Raw genomic sequence first — 23,357 nt, forward strand, 5'->3', positions numbered from 1 at the left:
CTTTTAATGTAATAACGATTATTTCGATTCTTGTTTTCTATACTTCTCTAGTATTTTCTTCATATCTTTCACATCTTCTTTACCATATACATCTTTTCCGATAAGAACAACTGGTGCTAATCCACAAGCTCCCACACATCTTAGAGCGTCTATCGAGAACAAACCGTCCTCTGTTGTTTGACCAACATCCACACCTAAATAGTTTTTTATACTGTTCAATACCTTTTCAGCTCCCCTAACATAACAAGCCGTTCCCATACAAACTGAAATTGGATGTTTCCCTTTTGGAACCATTGAAAAGAAATGATAAAAACTTACTACTCCGTATACCTTTGCTATTGGTAAATTTAATTCTTTTGCTATAAACTCTTGTACTTCTTGAGGTAGATATCCAAATATCTCTTGCCCCTTATGAAGTACAGAGATTAAAGCACCATTTTTCTCTCTAACTTCATCTATATACTTCTTCAATTCATCATACAACTCTTTTTTTAACTCATTGCTGCAAGCCATTTTTACCTCCTATTTTGATTTTATTTTCTGAAGAATTCACTATATTCTATTACTATATTTTTTTTTAAAAATCAATAGCTAAAATAACTTAAATTTTTTTTGTAAAATTTCTATAAATTCTTTTTCAACATTATTTATTTTTTTATTTTTTTTAAAAACAACTGCAAACTCTCTATTTAAACCATCTTCATTTAACTGAAAAGCTTCAATTTTATCCTCCCATCTTTTATTTTTTAAAATCATATTAGATGTGAAACCTACCCCCATTCCCAAAGATATCATCTCTAAAACACACTCTTGGTTTTCTGTTTCTAAGTATATATTTGGAATAAATCTATTTTTTAAAAATACACTTTCAATAACACTTCTCAGCTTTTGTTTTTCTTTCAATAAAATAAATTTTTCCTCAGCTAGTAGAGTAAAATCTATTTTTCCATCAACAAATTTTTTACTATACTCAGTATTTTTAGGTGTAACTAAAAATAGCTCCTCTTCGAAAAATTTTATATAATCTAAATCTGCATTTGTTAATGGTAAAGATATTATAGCAATATCTATTCTTCCATCTAAAACTCCTTTTTCCAAATCTTGGCTATTTTTTTCTACAATTTCAACTCTTATATTTGGAAAACTATCTTTTAAATCTGAAAAGAAATAGGGCAAAAGATATAAACTTCTATTTGGAGAAACTCCAATTGAAATATTTCCCACCAAATTATCTGCTAAATCTTGTAGTTCTCTCCACAAATCTTTTTTTAATTCTAAAATTTCTAAGGCTCTTTTTATAAAAATTTCTCCTGCCAAAGTTAATTTTAATGGTGTTACACTTCTATCAAATAGTTTAACTTTAATTTGTTCCTCTAAAGTTGCAACATATTGACTTAACGCTGGCTGAGAAATATAAAGTTTTGCTGCTGCTTTTGTAAAACTTCTCTCCTGTGCTACACATAGTATATATTCAAATTTATTTAAATCCATTTTAACACCTCCAAAATGATTATAACATAAAACTTATAACTATTATATATATTATAATATTGGACCAATAATGTTTGAGATGTTATATTATGTTTAATAAAACTAATCGAGGTGTAATTAAAAATGAAAAAATCTATTTCTGTTCTTACTATTTTGTCACTATTCTTTTTACCAAAGTTGCAAAAAAATAGTGAACCTAAAAATTTAAAAAATGGAAAAGAATTAACATATTTTGAAAATGGCTCTGTAAAATCAGAAGCAAACTATAAAAATGGAAAGTTACACGGAGTATATACTCTTTATAAAAATAATGGCGAGATAAGTAAAACTTATATATATAAAATGGGGAAATATATAAAATAAAAAAACCTGTAGAAATCTACAGGTTTTTTTATTTAAACTACTTTGCAGCAGTGTAAGCGTTTTCTGATCCGAAAACAGTTTTGATTTTTGATTTGTAGTAAGCTTTCATTTCAGCTTGTGCAACACCTAAGTATTTTCTTGGATCGAACTCTGCAGGTGTTTCTCCGAATACTCTTCTTACTCCAGCAGTGAACGCAAGTCTTCCATCAGTATCAACGTTTATTTTTGCAACACCTGATTTAGCAGCTCCCATTAACTCTGTATCTGGAATTCCGATAGCATCTTTTAATTGTCCACCGAATTTTTTGATCTCTTCAACGTACTTTTGAGGTACTGCTGATGATCCATGTAATACAATTGGGAATCCTGGTAATCTTCTTTCAATTTCAGCTAAGATGTTTAACTCTAACTTAGGGTCAGTTCCTGGCTTGAACTTGTGAGCTCCATGAGATGTTCCAATAGCGATTGCTAATGATTCTACTCCAGTTCTTGATACAAACTCTTCTACTTCATCAGGGTTTGTGAAGATGCTGTGCTCTGCAACAACGTCATCCTCTACTCCAGCTAGAACTCCTAATTCAGCTTCTACAGTTACGTCAAATTGCTTTGCGTACTCTACAACTTCTTTTGTAATTGCTATATTTTCTTCGAATGAATAGTGAGATCCATCGATCATTACTGATGAGAATCCTGCATCTATACAAGCTTTTACTGCATCTAAGTTTGGTCCGTGATCTAAGTGTAACGCTACTGGAATGTCTGATCCCATAGCTCTTGCTCTATCTACAGCTGCCTTTGCTAATAATGGAGCAACCTCTTTTGTCATATATTTTAATGCTCCTGTAGAACATTGTAATATAACTGGTGATCCCATTTCAGCACAAGCTTCTACGATTGCTAACATTTGCTCCATGTTGTTGAAGTTGAATGCTGGAACTGCGTAGTGCTCTTTATTAGCTTTTGCGAACATTTCTCTAGTGTTAGATAATCCTAAATCTTTATAATTATATGACATAACTTTTCCTCCTGATATTTTATTCATCTATTAATATAACAAATTTTTGAACTAAAATCAATTTTTGAAACTATTAGTTTTTTATCTTTATTTGACTTAAAATATATCTAAAAAACCACTTTATTTTTCTTTTACTCTTAAATATTTTAAAAACTTCAGGAATAAGTTCAATTACATCCTCAACTATTTGTTGATAAGATGCTAAACTCTTAGGTAATACCTTTTGAGTATTCACTAACCAAGATAATAAAATTAAATTGATTATTCTTAAAAAACTCGAAGCAAAATTTAAAATACCACCTTTTGTAACATAGATGTTATAAATTTTAAAAAATACCTCTCCCTCTTGATTATAATATATCTGAGCTAAAAAAGTAGTTAAATAGATAAATAAAAGAAACTTTAATTTTTTCAGATGTTTCAGTAACTCTTTATTTAAAAATATATTTAATAAAACTCCAACAAATAACAAAACTCCCAATACTCTCATATCTTTAATCAATAGATTCAAGATAAATAAAACTAAAAGACTACTTTTTAACAACAGTCATACCACCCATGTATGGTACTAATGCTTCTGGTATTAAGAATGACCCATCCTCTTGTTGGTAGTTTTCCATGATTGCAAGTAATGTTCTTCCTACTGCTAATCCTGATCCATTTAATGTATGGCAGAACTCACTCTTTGAGCTTCCTTCTGGTCTATACTTTAATCCCATTCTTCTTGATTGGAAATCTCCACAGTTAGAACAAGAAGATATCTCTCTAAATTTATTTTGCCCAGGTAACCATACTTCTATATCATAAGTTTTAGCTGCCCCGAATCCCATATCTCCTGAACAAAGGTGAATTACTCTGTATGGTAACTCTAATCTTTGAAGAATAGTTTCAGCGTTAAGTAACATTTTCTCTAACTCATCATACGATGTTTCTGGAGTTGCTAACTTAACCATTTCAACTTTATTAAATTGATGTTGTCTGATTAATCCTTTTAAATCTCTTCCATATGATCCAGCTTCTCTTCTGAAACAAGGCGAGTACGCTGTGTAGTATTTTGGTAGATCACTTTCATTTAAAATCTCTTGTCTGTGAATGTTTGTTAATGTAATTTCTGAAGTAGAAATTAAGAACATATCATCAGTTGTTTTATACATATCCTCTTCGAACTTAGGTAGTTGTCCTGTTCCTTCACATACCTCTCTTCTTACGATGAATGGTGTTAAGTGCTCTGTATATCCATGCTCTGTTGTATGTATATCTAGCATAAAGCTGATTAAAGCTCTCTCTAATCTAGCTGCTGCTCCTCTATATATAGTAAATCTTGATCCACCTAATTTAGCTCCTCTTTCGAAGTCTAATATTCCTAGCTCTTCTCCTAATTCCCAGTGCTCTTTTGGTGTGAAAGAAAACTCTTTTGGTGTTCCCCATCTTCTGATTTCAACGTTATCGTCTTCATCTTTTCCTACTGGAGTACTTGAATGGTAAGCGTTTGGAAGTGTCATTTGGAAATATGTTACTTTCTCTTCAACTTCAGCAAGTTTTGCATCTAACTCTTTTATTTGAGCAGAAACTTTTCCCATTTCAGCAATTATTTCTGATGCGTCCTCTCCAGCTTTTTTTCTTCTAGCTACTTCTGCAGACTCTGTATTTCTTTTATTTTTTAATGTTTCAACTTCGGATAAAATTTCTCTTCTCTCTGTATCTAATGTTACAAACTCTTGAAGATCAATATTGCTTCCTCTGTTCACAAGCATCTCTTGAAGTGTATCAATATTTTCACGAATAAATCTTAAATCTAGCATAGCCTTTTCTCCTTTATATTTATATTATATATTTTAGATTTTATAACCTTTTTTTATTATATGTACGTTTTTAATGTCTACTCCCGCTAATATTAAAAACGAATTTGGTGAAGTATTAACCAATTCTAAATTGATTGTATTTTCAACTCTAGAGAAATCTTTAACTCTTTCCCCTAAATTTCTTTCTGATATTTTTCCATTTTTTTCTTTTCTCTCTATAATCTCTTCTTGATTGAAAAGTTTCTCCAATGTATCTATATCATCTTTAGTTCCTGTTATTTGGAACAATGCATTTGTATATGTATCAACAATACTTTTTTTATCCTCTATTGTTTCAACTTTATTAACTCTAAATCCTGGAACACTTGCAGAGTTCATTCTCTCTAAAACTTCCTCGTTTGTCATCATTTCTGATAACTCTATATCCATTAACTCATTAAAAGCCTCAGTTCCTAATGATATTGGATTTCCTAAAGATATTTTTGGTCTTGGATGGAAACCTTGCGTATATTTCATAGGTATATGAGCTTTCTTTAATAGTCTATCTGCAAATCTAAGCATATCTAAATGGGATATAAATCTCATCTCCTCATACTTATCAAAAAATATTCTCTTTTTCATTAAACTACCTCATTTTTCTTATTTTGTATATTGTACCACGTTAACCCTGTAAATTAAATACCTTTCTTTAAAAAAATAAAAAATCTAAAAGGATATTTTTGTCCTTTTAGATTTCATTTTTATATTTTTTTCTCTAACTCTTTAACTCTTTTTAATAACTCAGGTAACTTCTTTTGTACTGCTTTTACTTTTAAATCATCTTTCAGATTCATCAGTGGATGACCTGCTAAAATCTGATTATCATCAACATTTCCAGTAACACCAGATTTAGCTCCTATCATAACATTACTTCCTATTTTTATATGACCACCTATTCCAACTTGTCCTCCTAAAGTCGTATTATCTCCAACTTCAGTACTACCTGCTATTCCAACCTGAGAAATAATCAAACAATTTTCTCCTATGATATCATTATGAGCTATTTGAACTAAGTTATCTATCTTTGTATATTTTTTTATTACTGTATCTCCTATAGTCCCTCTATCAATAGTTGTATTTGCACCAATTTCAACAAAATCCTCTATTATAACAGATCCTATTTGATCTATTTTTGTATTGTTTCCATTTACTTTAACAAATCCAAATCCATCTGATCCAATTACAGCTCCTGGTTGAATAACACACTCTTTTCCAATTTTACAAAACTCTCTTATTGTTACATTTGGATAAACTGTTGTATTGTCACCAATTTCTACTCCTTCACAGATTGTTACATTTGGATAAATCGTAACATTTTTTCCAAGTTTTACATCGTGCCCTATGTATGAGTTCATAGCTACGGTAGTCTCTTCACCTATAACTGCTGAATCCTCAATCATTTTTTCCATTCTCTTAGTTTTTCTTTTAAAGAAATTTAATAGTTTTGGCATTAAGACTCTTGGGTTTGAAGTTACAAGTAGATATGTTTTCCCATTTTCTGGCAACTCTATTCCTGCTGGTACTATAACAACACTTGCCTTTGTCTCATTTAATTTTTTTAAAAACTTTTCATCCGAAGCAAAAGTTACATCTCCTTCTTGAGCTTGAAAAAAGGGAGATAACCCTGTAATGTTTACCTTGGCATCTCCCTTTACCTCACATTCAAGAAGGGATATTAACTTATCTATTTTATAAGTCATTTTTATCCCTCTCTTTTTTTACAATTATATTAGTTTATTTTTTTACTTTTTTCCATAACGTTTAATACTTTTGGAGTTAAATTCTCTCCACCAAATTTGATTGCTCCTTGCTCTAGAACATAATCATATTTTTCTGATCTTGCTACATTTTGAATAGATATATTTATTAATCTATCAATCTCTTGCATTTTTTTAGCTTCTTCATTTGATAACTTTGCTTGAGACTCTCTTACTAGCTTTTGGAAAGCTGCTACCTTATCTTCGAAAGCTTTCTTTTCAGTTTCAGTTACATTTTTTCCTTTTCCTTGTAATTCAACTTGAAGCTTTTGTAAATCTATCTCTTGCTTTTGTAATGTTGCCTCTAAAGTTTGCTTCTCTTTTGTTAAATTATCTCTAACAACCTTTGTTTGCGAGTATTTTGCAAAAAGCTCTTGGCTATTTACATATCCAACTTTTAATGCAAACGCAGATGTTGATAATGCTCCTAGCATTGCAATTAGTGCTATTTTCTTCATTGTAAATCCTCCATATATATTTATTAGAATGATTGTCCCATATTAAAGTAGAACTTCATACCGCTTTCCTCTGAATCTCCCACTGGCCATCCAAAGTCAAATCTTAAAGGTCCTACAGGTGTATTAACTCTTAATCCTAGTCCAACTGTTGTTGCTATATCATCAGGTGCTTTAGCATCTCTTCCTTCTCTTAAATATCCAGGGTCTTCTCCTTGATAATCCCAAGCTCTTCCGAAATCAGAGAACACAACGAATCCTAAAACGTCATTTATTTGAGTTCTATTTTCAACTGTTGCTGTTACCTTTTGAGTTCCTTGATAGAATCCTCCATCATATCCTCTAAGAGTACTTCCTCCTCCTACCCAGAATCTTTGAGATTCAGGAGTAGATGAAGTCATTATTCCTCCAACTGCTCTATATGCAAAAGTATTATTTTTAAATAATCCTCTATGATATTTTCTAAACTCTAATGTTGTATTAGCAAAAGTTCCTGAATCAATAGTATCAGCATATCCTACTTCTACTTGGTATTTTCCATACCAACCAGATGTTGGATTCCAATAACTATTTCTAGTATCATAAGTTATTGATGGATAGATACTAAATAATCCGTAACTTCTCTCATCTCCCCATTTTGTTAATAGCTCTTTTCCTGAATTTTCTAAAAGTAGCTCTTCTGTATCTGTCTTTTCTGTTATATATTCAGCTTTTGTTCCAAGACCAATTCTCAGATTCTTAGTTAATCCTTTTCCTACATTAAGCTTAGCTCCATATGTATCTGTTTCATTGAATAGGATACTATCGCTGTTTTCATACTCATTTTTGTAAAGACTCCATCCCCAAGAGATTCTATCTGTATCTCTTATCCATGGATCTGAGAAATTAATTGAGAAGCTTGTGTAGTTTTCATCTGATTTTTCAAATGTTACTCCTAGCTCTTGTCCTTTTCCTTTCCAGTTCATATCTTTAACAGAAAGCATTCCCAGCAACCCTATTTCAGAACCATAAGATACAGCTCCTTGTAATGTTGCCGTTCTTTCCTCTTCTAAAAGAAGTAGTAAATCTGTTCCAGAACCTTGTCCTGCTCTTTGTTTAGTTTCATATTTTACATTCTTGAAATATCCAGTTCTCATTAAGTTAGAAACTGTTTCATTGTACTCATTGATATTAAATACTTCTCCATCTTTAATTTCAATCTCTCTTTCAACTACATAGTCTCTTGTTTTTAACAGTGTATCTGTGGCCTTTCTTCTTTCACCTTTTTGCTTTGTTACCATTTTAGTGAAATCTACTTTTCCAACTACACCTTCATTTATAATAATTTCTAAATCGTTTGTTCCTGTTAAATCAATGTCCTCTATCTCAGCTAAAACATAACCATCTTCGTTATATTTTTTTAATATCTTATCTCTAGCATCTCTTAAGTTATTTAAGTTTAATACTTTTCCTGTTTCTATATTAACTAAAGCTTTTAACTCTTCTGCTGTATATTTTGTATTTCCTGATATTTTTATTCCATTTATAATTGGATTTTCAATAACTGAGTAAACTACAACTAACCCTTCTGGATATTGATATACATCTGGTATTACCTCTCTATACATACCTGTTTCTAAAAGCTCTCTTTGCCCTCTAACTATTTTATTTTTAGAGAAATATCCTCCAGTTTTAATTGGAATCTTTTTAACAACTTCTGATACTGGAACATTTACACTTCCAATTATTTCTAAGCTTGAAACAACTAAAGATGTATCCACTCTTTCTCTTTCTGAGGCTGGTAATATTCCTTGCTTTTCTAAAAGATCTCTAGTTTCTCTTTTTTCTTTTACATCCACTACCAATTTTATTCCACCATCAAAAACTTGTGGATAGATTGCTAGTTCATCTATATAATCACTTTTCTTTATATTATTATAATCTTTTAATAAACCTTCTGTTGAGAATATTTGACCTTTTTTTAAACTCATCTTTTGTATTAAAACATCTTGAGGTATCTCATTTAAATTTCTAAACTCTACCCCTTTTACTAAATATTCACCTTCTGCTCCAAACGAAACTATAGAAGCTATTAGTGATATTATTCCGATTAGGTGTTTTCTCATCCTAAATTGCCCTCCAATTTTTTTTATTTAGAAAAAATATCTTTTATACTATTATATTTTCTTTCAAATTTAAAATCAACATAATAATTTAAATTTCCTTTTTTCTCTTCATCTATCATATTTTCTTGATTTAATTTTGATACTCCAACTCCGTAAGACCATCCCGATCTATATCTTCTTTCAACTTTAAAGTCAAATTGATTAACTGAATTTGATACCTCATTTGACTGGCCATCATCTGTACTTTTCCCAAACTCATATTTACTACCATCAATTATTCCTAATTTTAATACCCAGAAATATTTATCTCTATATATTGGATTTTCAGCTTCTAAATAAGCTCCAAATCCAAATACATTAGGATCTTGTGTTTTAGGATCATCTGAGTTTGCCAGTACTTCTTGATTAAAAACATCAGATACTATTCTAAACTTTGAAATATGGAAAGTATTTTTTATAGTTTTAGAAATAGGTCTTAACAATGTACTTGATATCTGACTATCTATAAGAGTTTTAAATAGTAGTGCCACTATATTTTTATCGCTCTCATCTCCACCACCATCAAATATATTTTTTAAGCTACTACTTTCACTACCTTGATTGGTTAATATATTTAATCTTAAACTATTTAGCTCTCCTTGTAAAGAAATTTCTATATTTCCGTTTGCAGTTAATGATGAAATATCGAAAATTAAATTAGGATTAAAATTAGATAGTAATCCATTTTTCTTATCTGATAACAGCAATGCTCTTGTCACTGTGAAATCTTCACTACCTAAAACAAAACTTCCTTTTTGAATCTCTAATTCACCGAGTACAAATATTTTATCATTTTTTCCAACTAAATTAAATCTTCCCATTAAAACACCTTGAACATCTTGAGCAAAAGTTGATATATCTGGAATATTTATATTTATTCCATCTTTTATCATCACCCCAACATTAAATTCTGGAGTTTCATCTAACTTACTACCCTTTATTTCAAAGTCTTCTCCCAATCTTTTACTTTCACCTATTATTGCTCTTGTCTTATCTATTATAAAGTTTAATATAGTTAAAATCAAGCCTTTATCTTCTTTTAAGATACCTGTTATCTCACCTTTATTCACAATAACATTACCTGATACTTTATTTTCTGAATACACCAAGTTAGTTGAAAGGTCTATTTTGAAATAATCTTTTAGTTCATATATCACATTTTTTAATGTCACATTAAATGCATAATCTAAATTTTTATAAAACTCATCATCAGCTTTTATCTCATCGATAGATGGCAGTTTTAAATAACCACTACCTTTTATCTCACCTTTATTTATTAAACCAGTTAAAGAGTTTACAGTCAATCTCTCATTATCAATTTTCAAAACCATATTTATTTTTTTTAAATCTAATAGTGTGCTTGGCAGATTAGCATTAAAATCTATTAAATCTACATATCCACTATTTTCTTTTAAAATACTTGAAAGCCACACATCTATGTTTGCAGTTCCACTTATATCTTTTACTGTTTCTTTCGGTAAAATTGCATTTAAAAAACTCAAATCTATATTTTTAGAGAAAATATTAAATTTATACTCTTGCGAATCTATCAAATACTCTCCCTTTCCTCTTATTTCATTATTCTCATAGTATCCTAAAAGTTTATTAACATTTAACTTTTTCTTATCTCCATTCAAATCTAAAGATATCTTATCAAAATCTATCCCTTTTATTTCATACTCTCCATCAAAAAGCTTTAATGAATATTCTGGGTCTATTATTTTTCCAATAATCTCACTTTCTATTCCTATACTTCCATTCATATCTTTTACATTCAGATTTAGTATTCCAGAAAAATCTTTTAAGTATAAACTTTGCTTTGGAATAGAAAAATCGATTGTATTTTCTATTAAATCCAACTCACCCTTTGAGTAAAGTAGTCTTTTCCCTTCTAAATTAAAAATGTCTAATCCATTTATTTTCAAAATATTTTCTAAATCATCTTTTTTATATGATAAATCAAGTTTTAAATTCGGAATTGAAGAGCCGTTTAAATAAGCTCTATCCACATTTATTCCTATGTTAGCATCTATATTTCCATCTATTATTTTTCCATCTATTCTAGATAGAACTCTATATTTAAGTGCTCTAAAATTATAATATTTGGCTAAGTTTTCCTCTAAAATATTAATAGAGAATTCACCCTCTTTATTTTCCAAACTATATCTAACATTTGCTAAACTTTGATTTATTTTAAATTTATTTAAAATAACCTCATTATCTTTATATTTAATATCACCATTTAAAAATACAAGTGCTTTATTCGGTGTTTCTATATAAGCCTCATTCACTTTTGCAAAAGCTTCTAAATTATCAAACTCTCCTACGATATCTCCTTCAATATCTTGAAGCACAACATTGATTTTATTATTTTTAAATTCACTACTTCTTAGTCCTGAAACTTTATATTTCAAATCAATATATTTTCGTAAAGTATCTAGCTCTCCATCCACTTTAAAAAAACTATTTCTTACATCTGACATCTTTAGTTTTCCATCTTCAAAGCTTGAAACTATTTTTATACCTTGAAGCTCAAAATTTTTATACCCAATTTTTCTAAGTTCTCCATCTATCTGAGCTTGTAATCCTTCATTATTTACAAGAGAGAGATTAGCATAACTCTCTATATTCAAATCCTTATTACTTATTTTAAAATCTTTAATCGTACCTCTTAAAATAAATTTTTCTTTTTCTCCAGCTATTTGCCCTATAAAATCTAAATTAGCTTTTAACGAAAGATTTCCAAATAAGTTTTCCTCTTCAAAGTTTTTAGTATGAATTTTAAAATTATATTTTAAACTCTCTCGATTTAACTTTCCTACAAACTGTAAAACTTTTTGATTTTGGTTATTTATCATTGAAATCTCTTCAAAGTCTATCTCTTTATCTTCCTCTTTAGCTTTAAATTTAAAAGTATAATTATTTATTAAATTTTTCCCAACTAAATTTAATAAATCTAAATTTTGTTTTTCTAGATCATAACTTAAAGCTAACTCTGATTCTTGATACAGATTTATTATTTTTTCCTCTTTTTTATACTCTCCATTAAAATCTATAAAAGTTGATTTCACATCAAATTTTAAATCTTCCTCTTTCAAATCTAAATCAACACTATAGGTAAATATCTTTTTATAATCTACACCTTTAAATAAGATATTTAACTCATTTCCAGAAAGATTTAAAATACCATCTTTAAATTCAACCTTTCCATTTAAATTGTCAATCTCTACTTCAGATAACAGAAAAGGGTACGCATTATATAAAACTTCAGCTTTAAATCCTAACTCCTCTTTATACGAAAGCTCCACATCTACATTTTTAAACTTTAAATCATTTAAAGGAAGATTCAAATCCCCTAACAGCTTATAACTACTTGCAGTTGAATATGGTAAATCTTTAAATTTAAAATCAACCCTAACTCCTGTTGCTTCTGAATAAAAAACTTTAAATATTCCAGGAGTCTTATTTAAATCATATTTAAAATCTACATCAATTCCACTTTCACCAAAAGTTATATCTCCATTGACCTCTTTAACAATGTCACTCAAACTATCATAAATAACTGTACCATTACTCAAATTAGCATAGCCTTTTAATCCACTTGTTGCTATTGTTAAATCCATATTAAATATTCCTGAGGCTCCACTTAACTCTTTATCATCATATCCATACTGAATCAGCTCTGGTTTTATATCTATATTTTTTAATATTATATTCATATTTAAAGGCTCATTTAAATTATTTAACCTATACTCATATATCTCTTTATCTTTACTTCCTTTAAACTCTAAATCTATTCCTTTTATCTTATCAAAAGCCACATATCCATTTACTACATCTAACTCTTGCTTTATCTCTCTTGAATATGTTGTATCTCTAAAAACCAAAGTTCCATTCTGTACCCTTATAATATCTATTGGAACAGCTGCACCAGCTTTACTATTTGGATCTGATTCTCCACCACTAGAAAAAGCATCAACTATATTTACACTCTCTCCTTTTCTTTCTATATGAACCCAAGGGTTTTCTACATTTATCTCTTTCAGTCTAAAATTCTTCAGTGATTCTTTTGAGTATGTAATAATAACTTTTGGAGCTTTAACCATTGTGTCGTCTCCTTTAGATAAAACTATATCTGTTATATCAATCTCCCCAAATTTTGGGAATTTAATCTCTTGAGAAGATATTGTTGGTCCTAATGCAAGCTTTAATATAATCTCTACAATTTTTGGTAAGTTATATTTTACTAACAATCCTCCACTCAAAAAAATAAAAAGAGGAAGAGCTATGAATATAATTTTTTTATATTTTTCAAAAATTTTCATAGTTCTTCCCTCCCTAGTTATATTTTATGTTTTTATTTATTTTATAAAGGTTTTTTTAAAGCTACTCCTGCTCTTCTTGGATACTTTTTATCTGTTGAAGTTTCTTTTAAAATCTCAACAACTAATCTTTCATCCCCATAATTTGGTAAATTATATTGATGAATTTTTACTATTTTAGCTCCAAGAGTGTTTAAAGCATTTGTTGCTTCTCCCTCCTCTTCAGTTCCAACCATTTTTTGAGCTAAGAAATGTCCACCCACAGATATAAATGGAATCATATACTCTAAAATTACATTTAATTTATTTACTCCTCTACAAAGCCCTATATCAAAGCTTTCTCTATTTTCTTCATTGATATAGTCTTCTGCTCTTGAATTAACAACAGTAACATTATCTAAGTTTAACATCTCTTTTACGTTTTGTAAAAATGTTGTTTTCTTTCCAACAGAATCCATAAGTACAAACTTTACATTTGGATTAAATATAGCTAACACCATTCCCGGGAATCCAGCTCCTGTTCCTATATCAATAGCTTTTTTAGCTTTTTTTTCATCCAATAGATTCTGAAGTAAAAGAGAATCTAAGAAATGCTTCTCGATAGCATCTTTTGTATCTCTGATAGCTGTTAAATTTGTATGTTCATTATACTCTACTAAATACTCTAAATACTTTACCAAGTTATTTATTTTTTCATCTGTATAACTTAACCCAATTTTTTTTATTCCATCAATTAAATATTCTCTCATCTATTTACTACCTCTTATCTTTAAATACATTAATAGAACTTGGATATCTGCTGGAGAAACCCCTGAAATTCTTGAAGCTTGACCTATATTGTATGGTCTAACTTGCTTTAATTTATCTTTTGCCTCTTTTGGCATATTTTCTAAAGAATCATAATCCATATCTTCTGGAAGTTTTTTCGTTTCTAATCCTTTATGCTTCTCTATCATTTTTAAAGATTTTTGGATATATCCAGAGTATTTTACTTGAACTTCAACTTGATACTCTGTATCTTCACAATACTCACCTAAGTCAAACTTCTCTATCAATTCAGATATATACTTTATATCTGAATAAGATACTTCTGGTCTTCTTAATAACTCTATTAAAGTTATTCCAGATTTAATTTCAGGTTCATTTGCTTTTAATAAAACTTCATTTACTCTTGGATTACTACTTCCAACATGTTGCTTCTCTAATTTTTCAATTATCTCAGCTACATCTGATTCTTTCTTCTGTACTCTTCTATACTCTTCATCTGAAACTAATCCAATCTCATGTCCTATTGCTGATAATCTTAAATCTGCATTATCCTCTCTTAAAACCAATCTATACTCACTTCTTGCAGTGAACATTCTATATGGTTCGTTTGTTCCTTTCGAAACTAAGTCATCTATCAGTGTTCCAATATATGAATCAGCTCTATCTAAAATTACCGGCTCTTTACCAAATACTTTTCTCGTTGCATTAATTCCTGCTACAAGACCTTGAGCTCCAGCTTCTTCATATCCTGATGTTCCATTAATTTGACCAGCTAAGAACAGATTTTCTACTTTTTTAGTTTCTAAAGTGTACTTTATCTCTTCTGGGATTATATAGTCATATTCAATAGCATAAGCATATCTCATTATTTTTGCATTTTCTAATCCCTCAATACCTTTTAGCATTTGATACTGAACATCTGTTGGTAATGATGATGAGAATCCACTTATATATACTTCATTTGTATCATAACCCTCTTTTTCTAAGAATAGATGATGTCTATCTTTATCTGGGTATCTAAATACTTTATCCTCTATAGATGGACAATATCTTGGTCCAGTTCCTTGAATCGTTCCATTAAATAGTGGTGATCTATCTTTATTTGAAATAATTGTATCGTGAACTTCTTTATTTGTAAATACCATATGGCAAGGAATTTGTTTTCTTGTTAGAACCTCTTCATCTGTTGTTCTGCTAGAGAATTTTAAAACTCCTTCATCTCCAGGTTGAATTTCAACTTTTGAATAATCAATTGTTCTTGCATCTATTCTTGGAGGTGTTCCTGTTTTAAATCTTCCTAATTTTATCCCTAAATTAGCTAATGATACTGGTAACTCTTCTGATGATAATTCACCCATTCTTCCACCTTGGAATTGGTTTTCTCCAATATGAATTAAACCTCTCATAAATGTTCCAGTTGCTATAACAACAGCTTTAGCTCTGTACTCAACACCCTCTTTTGTTTTTACTCCAATAACTTTGTTATTTTCTACAACTAACTCTGTTACCATTCCTTGAATAACATCTAAGTTATCTGTGTTTTCTAGAGTTTTTTTCATCTCTTTACTGTAATTTACTTTATCAGCCTGAGCTCTTAATGATCTCACTGCTGGTCCTTTTTTAGTGTTTAAAACTCTTATTTGAATAAAAGTTTTATCTATATTTCTTCCCATCTCTCCACCTAGAGCGTCAACCTCTTTCACTAAATGTGATTTAGCTGGCCCTCCTAAAGATGGATTACAAGACATGTATCCTATGTTGTCTAACAATATTGTAAATACTGCTGTTTTTGCTCCCATTCTTGCAGCGGCTAATGCAGCTTCACATCCTGCATGACCTGCTCCTACAACTATAACATCAAAATTTTGCATTTCTACTCCTCTCTAATTACTTTAAATTCTTTAATTCGTTAGCTGTTTTTGCATCTGTTATCACAAGTAAGATATCTCCTTGCTCTATAACAGTATCAGCTGATAAGTTTGGAATAAAACTTCTGTTCCCTTTTTTTATTCCCACTATATTTACATTATACCTTTTTCTGATATCTAATTCTATTAAAGTTTTATTCCAGAAACTTTCTGGTGATTTTATCTCTGCTAATAAGAAATCTTTTGAGAATCTAAAATGCTCAATCATATTTGGATCCATCGCAGCTAAAGCTGTTCTTTTTCCCATATATTCCTCTGGATAAACAACTTGATTCGCACCAATTTTCTCTAAAACTCTTCCGTGTCTTCTAGAGATCGCTTTTACTATAATTTTCTTTACTCCAAGCTCTTTTAAGTTCAATGTAACCATTATACTCGGTTCTATAGCTCCTATACACACAAATGCTACATCAAACCCTTCTAATCCGATATTTTTAAGCTCCTTATCATCTGTTGCATCCGCAACAACTGCATTTTCAACTATCCCACTATTTACTGCTTCTTGAATTGTATCTTCAGATTCATCTATTGCTAAAACCTCTTCATTTGATTTATATAAAGTTTCTGCAACACTTGCTCCAAATCTTCCCATACCAATTACTACATATTGCTTCATCTTTCCTCCATTTTAACCAACTAAAATATTTTCTTTTGGATATCTTAAACTTTGTTTAACTTTTTTCTCTCCTAATGCTAGAGCAAAAGTCATTGGCCCTAATCTACCTATAAACATAGTTATTATTATCAATATTTTTGATAATGCTCTTAAGTCAGCTGTTATTCCCATAGAAAGCCCCGCTGTTCCAAATGCTGAAACTACTTCAAACGCTACCTTTTCAAAGCTAACCCCTGTTTCTATAGTCATTACAGCCATTGTTACCATCGAAACGTATATTATCGATATCACTAAAATCGCTAAAGCTCTATTCAATATATCCCAACTTATTCTTCTGTTAAACACATTTATATTTTCTTTTCCTCCAATAACTCCTAAGACATATAAAACAATTACACCTATTGTTGTTGTTTTTATACCTCCACCAGTAGATCCTGGAGAAGCTCCTATGAACATAAGAATACAAAACATAAATATTGTAGCTGGATTTAAACTTCCCATTGAAACTGTGTTAAACCCTGCTGTTCTTGTTGTGACACTTTGGAAAAAAGAAGCCAAAATTTTATCAAACCAATTTAAATTTCCTATAGTTGCAGGATTTTTATATTCCAATAAAAAGAATAGAATCATTCCAACAAATGTTAAAAACATCGAAACTAAAATCGCAACTTTTGAAGTCAAAGTAAATCTTTTTACATCTCTTCTTACTGCAATTAAAACTGAATTTATTACAGAGAATCCTATTCCACCTAATATAATTAAATATGCCACTGTCATATTCATTAAAATACTTCCCGTATAATTTTCTAAATTATTTGAGAAAAGTGCAAATCCAGCATTACAAAACGCTGATATAGAATGGAATATTCCAAAATATAAAGCTTTTGAAAATTCAAAAGTTTTTAAAAACTCCAATGTTAAAAAGAATGCCCCTATTCCTTCTATCAATAGTACAATTATTACTATTTTTTTTATAAAGTCTACTACTTCACCACTACTTTCAGCATTTCTTTCCTCTTTTATAAGTTCTCTATCTTTATAACTCATTTTTTTCCCAATCAATAGGAAAAATAAAGATGAAAATGTCATCACTCCTAATCCTCCTAGTTGAATAAAAACTAGTAAGATAATTTGTCCTTCAAATGACAAAACTTGACTTATATCTATCACAGATAATCCTGTTACACATATTGCTGAAGTTATTGTAAATACTGCTGTTAAAAAACTTATCTTTTGCCCCTCTTGTAACGAAAATGGCATATATAAAAGTATCGAGCCAAATACAATCGCTGCAAAGAAACCTAGTATTAACTTTCTCGATAGAGATAGTCGACCTATGGGGCTTAAAAGTTTATTTATCATTTTTTTCCTCCTATGAAAAAATGCTTTTGAAATTATACATTATTTTTACCATTTTTTCAAGTTCACTAAATAATTAACAAGGATAGAATTAACAAATCCTATCCTTGCTTTAATTAATATTTTTTTTATCTATATGAGTTATAGTTAGGATTTACACCTTTTTCTAAAAGTAACGGTACTAGATTAGTGTAACCTAATTTTTTTACTTTTAAATAAACTTCACCTAATATATTTTCACCATATATATTTTTTTCATTAGGATTATATTTACCATTCAATAACACTTTTATAACCTCTTCTGAATTAGCATAATAGATTGGATAATTTCCTTTTTTATCTTTTAAAAGATACAGGCTCTCATCTTTAGATAACATTTTATTTAAGATTTCTGGATTTTCAATATTAACAGCCCAAAATATTGGATACCATTCACTTGAATCTAAAATTCTTAACTGTACATTATTATCTATTAAAACTACTACTAACTCTTCAGGTCTTGTTTTTATATAAAAATTTAAAAGAAATTCTCCATCACTTGTAAAAGTGTTCAGATTTGACTTCTCATTGAGAAACATCTGTAAAGCCTCTATACTATTTACATAAAATATTGGAGGTCTTGGAGATGTTATTGTGTTAATCCCAACATTTTTTTTAGCTGGTAAATCTTTATTTAAGTCAGCTCCATTGGCTAACAATGAAGATATTACCTGAAGAGAGTCCTCTTTTAAGGCTAAGCTCAAAAGAGTATCTCCACTTTTTAGTTGTTGATCTATGTCAAAACCATTTTTTATTGCTCTATTTAATATATAAACATTGTCCACAACAACTGCTGCTATTATCTCATCCTCTGTATATACTTTTCTATTGAAATTACTACAACCAACAAAAGTTAGGAGTAGTAAAAATAAAACTAATAATTTCTTCATAGAATACCTCTTAATTTCTGTATTATTTAGAGTTCTTTTTTCTATCGTTTTCTTTTAAGAATTTCTTTCTTATTCTGATGTTAGTTGGAGTAATTTCTACTAACTCATCATCAGCTATATAGTCTAAAGCTTGCTCTAGAGTATATTTTCTTGGAGTTGCCATTTTTATAGCATCGTCACTTCCTGAAGCTCTCATATTTGTTAATTTTTTAGCTTTACATACGTTTACTATTAAATCGTTCTCTCTATTATGCTCTCCTACGATCATTCCTTCGTAAACTGCTACACCTGGCTCAGTAAATAGAACTCCTCTATCCTGTAATCCACCTAAAGCGTAAGCTACTGTAGTTCCTTGCTCTAAAGAGATAAGAACTCCTTTTGGTCTTGTAGGGATTGGTCCTTTGTATAACTCGAAATCATAGAATGAATGGTTTAAGATTCCAGTTCCTTTTGTATCAGTTAAGAATTCGTTTCTGAATCCAATTAATCCTCTTGCTGGTACTTTGAACTCTAATCTTGTATATCCATCAGTTCCAGGAGTCATTGCTACCATTTCTCCCTTTCTGATTCCCATTTTCTCAATTACAACACCAACGAAAGCGTCATCAACGTCAACCATAGCTAACTCGATTGGCTCGAACTTTTCTCCATCGATATCTTTAAGTAATACTCTTGGCTTTGAAACTTGAATCTCAAAACCTTCTCTTCTCATGTTTTCTAAAAGTATAGAAAGTTGAAGTTCTCCTCTTCCTTTAACTACGAATGCATCCGCGTTCTCTGTAGCTTCTACTCTCATACTTACGTTTGTTTGAAGCTCTTTTTGTAATCTATCCCAGATATTTCTAGAAGTTACAAACTTTCCTTCTTTTCCTGCAAATGGAGAATCGTTTACCATGAATGTCATAGCAAGCGTAGGCTCATCTATATCAATTACTGGTAACGCAATTGGCTCATTGAAATCAGCGATTGTTTCTCCGATATCTATGTTATCTAATCCAGCAACACAGAAGATATCTCCTGAGTAAGCTTCTTGGATTTCTACTCTTTTTAGACCTTCATATCCGTACATAACAGATACTTTTCCTCTAACTTGCTTTCCATCTCTTTTGATTAATATTACTTCTTGGTTTCTTTTTAACATTCCGTTATAAAGTCTTCCAACAGCAAGTTTACCAACATAGTTATCGTACTCGATGTTAGTTATTAAGAATTGAGTTGGCTTTGCGCTATCTCCTTCTGGATCTTCAACATGCTCTAAAATAGTTTCAAATAATGGTTGCATGTTATCGCTCTTATCTTCTAACTCTTTCTTAGCAAATCCAGCTTTTCCAGAAGCATAAACAACTGGGAACTCTAATTGTAAATCATTTGCATTTAACTCGATGAATAAGTCGTATACCATGTATAAAACTTCTTCAGGTCTAGCATTTGGTCTATCAACTTTATTTACAACAACAATTGGTCTATGTCCTTGCTCTAAAGCTTTCTTTAATACGTATTTAGTTTGAGGCATTGGCCCTTCAAACGCATCTACTAGTAAAACAACACAGTCAACCATTTTCATGATTCTTTGTACTTCTCCTCCGAAGTCAGCATGGCCTGGAGTATCAACAATGTTGATTTTGTAATCTTTGTAATTTACTGAAGCATTCTTAGAGAAAATTGTAATTCCTCTCTCTTTTTCGATATCATTTGAATCCATTACTCTCTCAGAAACTTTCTCAAGTTCGTGAGCTCCGAAAACTCCTGATTGTCTTAATAAACAGTCAACCAGAGTTGTTTTTCCATGGTCAACATGGGCTATAATCGCAATGTTTTTTATTTTCATAATCTCTTCCTCTCTATTTAAAATTAATAATACTTATAACCTTTTAATAAACCATTTGTAACTTCACCTAAACCTATAAACTTATTCTTAGAATAAACACTATATTTTCCTTCATTTATTCTTTTTTTACATCTTTGGCCATTTACAAAAAGTTTTATATCAGTTTCATCTTCTATGTCTGTTCTAGGGAATTTAAAATAATCCTCAACAGATATTAAAAATGAAAAATCATTTTCTGCAACCATTTGCTCTATTTTTTCTAAAGTAAATGATCTATCTAAATCCTCTTTTCCAACTCTAGTTCTTCTCAGTCCTGTCATTGTAGCAAAAGTACCTAGTTTTTCTCCTAAATCATAGATTAAACTTCTTATATAAGTTCCTTTCGAGACTGTGCAGTTGATTTTAGCTTTTACACCATCAAAAGATATTACATCTAAATTTGTTATACTAACATCTCTAGCTTTTCTTTCAATTTCAACGCCCTCTCTAGCTAACTCATAAAGTTTTTTTCCATCAACTTTTATAGCTGAATACATTGGGGGAACTTGTTTGATATCTCCCTTAAATGTTTCTAACGCCACTCCAAAAGTTTCATCGGATATATTGAAATTTTCTACTCTATCTAAAACTTTTCCCTCTATATCATAAGTGTCTGTTTTAAATCCAAGTTCTAAATCTGCAACATACTCTTTTTCATATCCCTCTATATCCTGTGCTAATTTTGTAGCTCTTCCTACACAAATAACCAATATTCCTGTAGCTAATGGATCTAAAGTACCAGTATGTCCAATTCTTCTCTCTCTTAAATTTCTTCTTAAAACCCTTATGACATCAAAGGAAGTTATACCGATAGGTTTGTCTATAACTATTATTCCTTCCAATTTTCTCTCCTTTAATTTAGTCAAATGACATTATATCATACACTATACTTTTTTTAAACATTTATTTTTAATTTGCTGTAATCTTGTAGTTATTACTTGGACTCCATAAAAGATACTCTGTAACTCCTAAGTCATTCATTGCTTTTATTTGCTCTCTTATCTCTTTTTCATTATAAGGTATATAACCTTTTACCCATTTAGCAGTAAAAGCTTGTATCCAAGGTCTCATAGTTGCTGGTGATGTAATATTTTCACTTCTGTTTACTGAATCTCTAACAGAATAATATATCGTTTTATATGGCTGCGCATCTGGAACTGCTATTCCATATGCTCCATTTCCATAATGACTTGGATACATCATCGGAGATATATAATCTACAACCTGACTTACAGTTTCCCAATGTTGACCTAATCCCATATCATCGCTAAATGTTCCGACTTGTCCATAGACATCTGCACTTGTATATACATTTAAAGCGTTAATTCTTTCTCTCGCATATTTTAAATACTTTTGTATCGTTTCTGGTTTAGATTCATTTTTAGTATTTCTATAGTTTAATTTTGCATCTAATTTCCCACCATTTGAAGCTGGGAATCTTACATAATCAAACTGTATCTCATTGAATCCTGCCTTAGCGGCTTCCTCTGCTACGGCTAAGTTATACTCCCATAAGTTTCTATCATGAGGTGAAACCCAAATAATTCCATCACTGTTTGTATATGGTTTCCCTGTGTCTCTTGAAATAATTACTTTATCAGAGTTAGATTTAGCATAAGTTGGATCTTTAAAAGATACTATTCTAGCTATGGCATAAATATTATTTTCTTTTAATTTTTTCATAAATAACTCTATATTCTTTATAGGATAATTTTTTGTAACCTGTACTCCAAACTTTTTAGGTGCTTCCATTTCAAAAGATAGCACTCCATTATCATCTTTTACATCTATTACAAAAGCATTGATTTCAGTTGTTTTAGCAAGGTCAATCAATCTTTCCATTTTCTTAGTACTTCCAATTGTGTATATATTTAGATATATCCCTTTTACATCTACCCTTGGATTATTTGCAAAATTATTAATTGGATAGCTTGTCTTAAAATCTATATTTTTCCAATTAGCTGGAAGAGTCTCGTTTAAACTTTTTGCTAGTTCAACTTTTCCAATCCACCCTGTTTTATCTTTCAAATCTTTTCTGTAAGAGATTTTTAAAATAGTCTTTTTTGAATTTTCTTCTCCAACTACTTTTTCATCTAAAATTTGTATCTTAGTTCCTTTTCTTAAAGTATCTACTTTTTCTTTTCGAGCCTCATCTTTAAATACAAAAATGGATTGATTTTTTACAAACCTAAACTCTTCAAGTTCTTTTTTAGCTACCTCTTCAACTTTCTTAGTTTCTAAAACCTCACTTTTACTTTCCTCATTAGCCTTAAGCTTTACTATATCTTTTTTTTTAGGTTCTAAAGGAGTATTATCTTTATTCAAAGATAATACATCAACCTTTATTTCATCACTTACCATCTCTACTTTTTTAGGTTCATCATTAAATACAAACCTTTTAACACCACAAGAGATTGTAAAGATAAAGATTAGTAGTAATATTAGAAATCTAAAGAATTTCTTTCTGTCTTTTATTCTCACGCTAGCCTCCATTTATATATT

General features: G+C 30.0%; 19 protein-coding genes. 1 reads left to right on the forward strand and 18 read right to left on the reverse strand.

Features of this window, described 5'->3' with window-relative positions:
* Window positions 1-18: 18 nt before the first annotated feature.
* Both Q0O83_RS06340 and Q0O83_RS06345 read right to left on the reverse strand, forming a co-directional pair.
* A complete protein-coding gene (locus Q0O83_RS06340; protein ID WP_294095285.1) occupies window positions 19-513 on the reverse strand; it encodes an NAD(P)H-dependent oxidoreductase subunit E in 495 nt (164 codons plus the stop codon).
* 78 nt (window positions 514-591) lie between these two features.
* Entirely contained in the window at window positions 592-1,491 is a 900-nt protein-coding gene (locus tag Q0O83_RS06345) for a LysR family transcriptional regulator (protein ID WP_294095288.1), read from the reverse strand.
* Between the two features lie 123 nt (window positions 1,492-1,614).
* Between Q0O83_RS06345 and Q0O83_RS06350 the strand changes: the two genes are divergently transcribed.
* Window positions 1,615-1,854, forward strand: coding sequence for a hypothetical protein (locus Q0O83_RS06350; protein ID WP_294095295.1), 240 nt, complete (start codon window positions 1,615-1,617; stop codon window positions 1,852-1,854).
* A gap of 37 nt (window positions 1,855-1,891) precedes the next feature.
* Here the strand turns inward: Q0O83_RS06350 and fba are convergent, their stop codons facing one another.
* The 16 genes from fba to Q0O83_RS06430 form a co-directional block, all read right to left on the reverse strand.
* Window positions 1,892-2,869 (reverse strand): class II fructose-1,6-bisphosphate aldolase, encoded by a 978-nt coding sequence (gene fba / locus Q0O83_RS06355; RefSeq protein WP_294095297.1) that lies wholly within the window; start codon window positions 2,867-2,869, stop codon window positions 1,892-1,894.
* 73 nt (window positions 2,870-2,942) lie between these two features.
* Window positions 2,943-3,413 (reverse strand): hypothetical protein, encoded by a 471-nt coding sequence (locus Q0O83_RS06360; protein WP_294095300.1) that lies wholly within the window; start codon window positions 3,411-3,413, stop codon window positions 2,943-2,945.
* Entirely contained in the window at window positions 3,400-4,671 is a 1,272-nt protein-coding gene (serS, locus tag Q0O83_RS06365; protein WP_294095303.1) for a serine--tRNA ligase, read from the reverse strand. Before serS ends, Q0O83_RS06360 begins: the two co-directional genes overlap by 14 nt.
* A 33-nt stretch (window positions 4,672-4,704) precedes the next feature.
* Window positions 4,705-5,292, reverse strand: a complete 588-nt coding sequence (locus Q0O83_RS06370) for a TIGR03936 family radical SAM-associated protein (protein ID WP_294095306.1) — start codon at window positions 5,290-5,292, stop codon at window positions 4,705-4,707.
* Between the two features lie 119 nt (window positions 5,293-5,411).
* Window positions 5,412-6,410, reverse strand: a complete 999-nt coding sequence (lpxD, locus tag Q0O83_RS06375) for a UDP-3-O-(3-hydroxymyristoyl)glucosamine N-acyltransferase (RefSeq protein WP_294095308.1) — start codon at window positions 6,408-6,410, stop codon at window positions 5,412-5,414.
* Window positions 6,411-6,439: 29 nt separating this feature from the next.
* Entirely contained in the window at window positions 6,440-6,925 is a 486-nt protein-coding gene (locus Q0O83_RS06380; protein ID WP_294095310.1) for an OmpH family outer membrane protein, read from the reverse strand.
* 23 nt (window positions 6,926-6,948) lie between these two features.
* Window positions 6,949-9,027 carry a BamA/TamA family outer membrane protein gene (locus Q0O83_RS06385; RefSeq protein ID WP_294095311.1) on the reverse strand — a complete coding sequence of 693 codons (2,079 nt, stop codon included), beginning with the start codon at window positions 9,025-9,027 and terminating at the stop codon, window positions 6,949-6,951.
* A 23-nt stretch (window positions 9,028-9,050) separates the two neighbouring features.
* Window positions 9,051-13,391, reverse strand: a complete 4,341-nt coding sequence (locus tag Q0O83_RS06390; RefSeq protein ID WP_294095314.1) for a hypothetical protein — start codon at window positions 13,389-13,391, stop codon at window positions 9,051-9,053.
* Window positions 13,392-13,432: 41 nt separating this feature from the next.
* Complete coding sequence (gene rsmG / locus Q0O83_RS06395) at window positions 13,433-14,137, reverse strand: 16S rRNA (guanine(527)-N(7))-methyltransferase RsmG (RefSeq protein WP_294095316.1); 705 nt, start codon at window positions 14,135-14,137, stop codon at window positions 13,433-13,435.
* On the reverse strand, window positions 14,138-16,027 hold the full coding sequence (mnmG, locus tag Q0O83_RS06400) for a tRNA uridine-5-carboxymethylaminomethyl(34) synthesis enzyme MnmG (RefSeq protein WP_294095320.1): 1,890 nt from the start codon (window positions 16,025-16,027) through the stop codon (window positions 14,138-14,140).
* Window positions 16,028-16,043: 16 nt separating this feature from the next.
* Complete coding sequence (locus Q0O83_RS06405) at window positions 16,044-16,700, reverse strand: TrkA family potassium uptake protein (protein ID WP_294095324.1); 657 nt, start codon at window positions 16,698-16,700, stop codon at window positions 16,044-16,046.
* Between the two features lie 12 nt (window positions 16,701-16,712).
* The gene (locus Q0O83_RS06410) at window positions 16,713-18,062 is read right to left on the reverse strand and encodes a TrkH family potassium uptake protein (protein ID WP_294095327.1); all 1,350 of its coding nucleotides are present in this window, start codon (window positions 18,060-18,062) and stop codon (window positions 16,713-16,715) included.
* A gap of 125 nt (window positions 18,063-18,187) precedes the next feature.
* On the reverse strand, window positions 18,188-18,988 hold the full coding sequence (locus tag Q0O83_RS06415) for a hypothetical protein (RefSeq protein ID WP_294095328.1): 801 nt from the start codon (window positions 18,986-18,988) through the stop codon (window positions 18,188-18,190).
* A 22-nt stretch (window positions 18,989-19,010) separates the two neighbouring features.
* Window positions 19,011-20,816: a translational GTPase TypA gene (gene typA / locus Q0O83_RS06420; RefSeq protein WP_294095331.1), complete on the reverse strand. Its 1,806-nt coding sequence runs from the start codon at window positions 20,814-20,816 to the stop codon at window positions 19,011-19,013.
* A gap of 23 nt (window positions 20,817-20,839) precedes the next feature.
* Window positions 20,840-21,697 (reverse strand): tRNA pseudouridine(55) synthase TruB, encoded by an 858-nt coding sequence (gene truB / locus Q0O83_RS06425; RefSeq protein ID WP_294095334.1) that lies wholly within the window; start codon window positions 21,695-21,697, stop codon window positions 20,840-20,842.
* Window positions 21,698-21,764: 67 nt separating this feature from the next.
* On the reverse strand, window positions 21,765-23,336 hold the full coding sequence (locus Q0O83_RS06430) for a putative glycoside hydrolase (RefSeq protein ID WP_294095337.1): 1,572 nt from the start codon (window positions 23,334-23,336) through the stop codon (window positions 21,765-21,767).
* Window positions 23,337-23,357: the final 21 nt, after the last annotated feature.

This window comes from uncultured Cetobacterium sp. (assembly GCF_945952365.1).
GTDB lineage: Bacteria > Fusobacteriota > Fusobacteriia > Fusobacteriales > Fusobacteriaceae > Cetobacterium_A.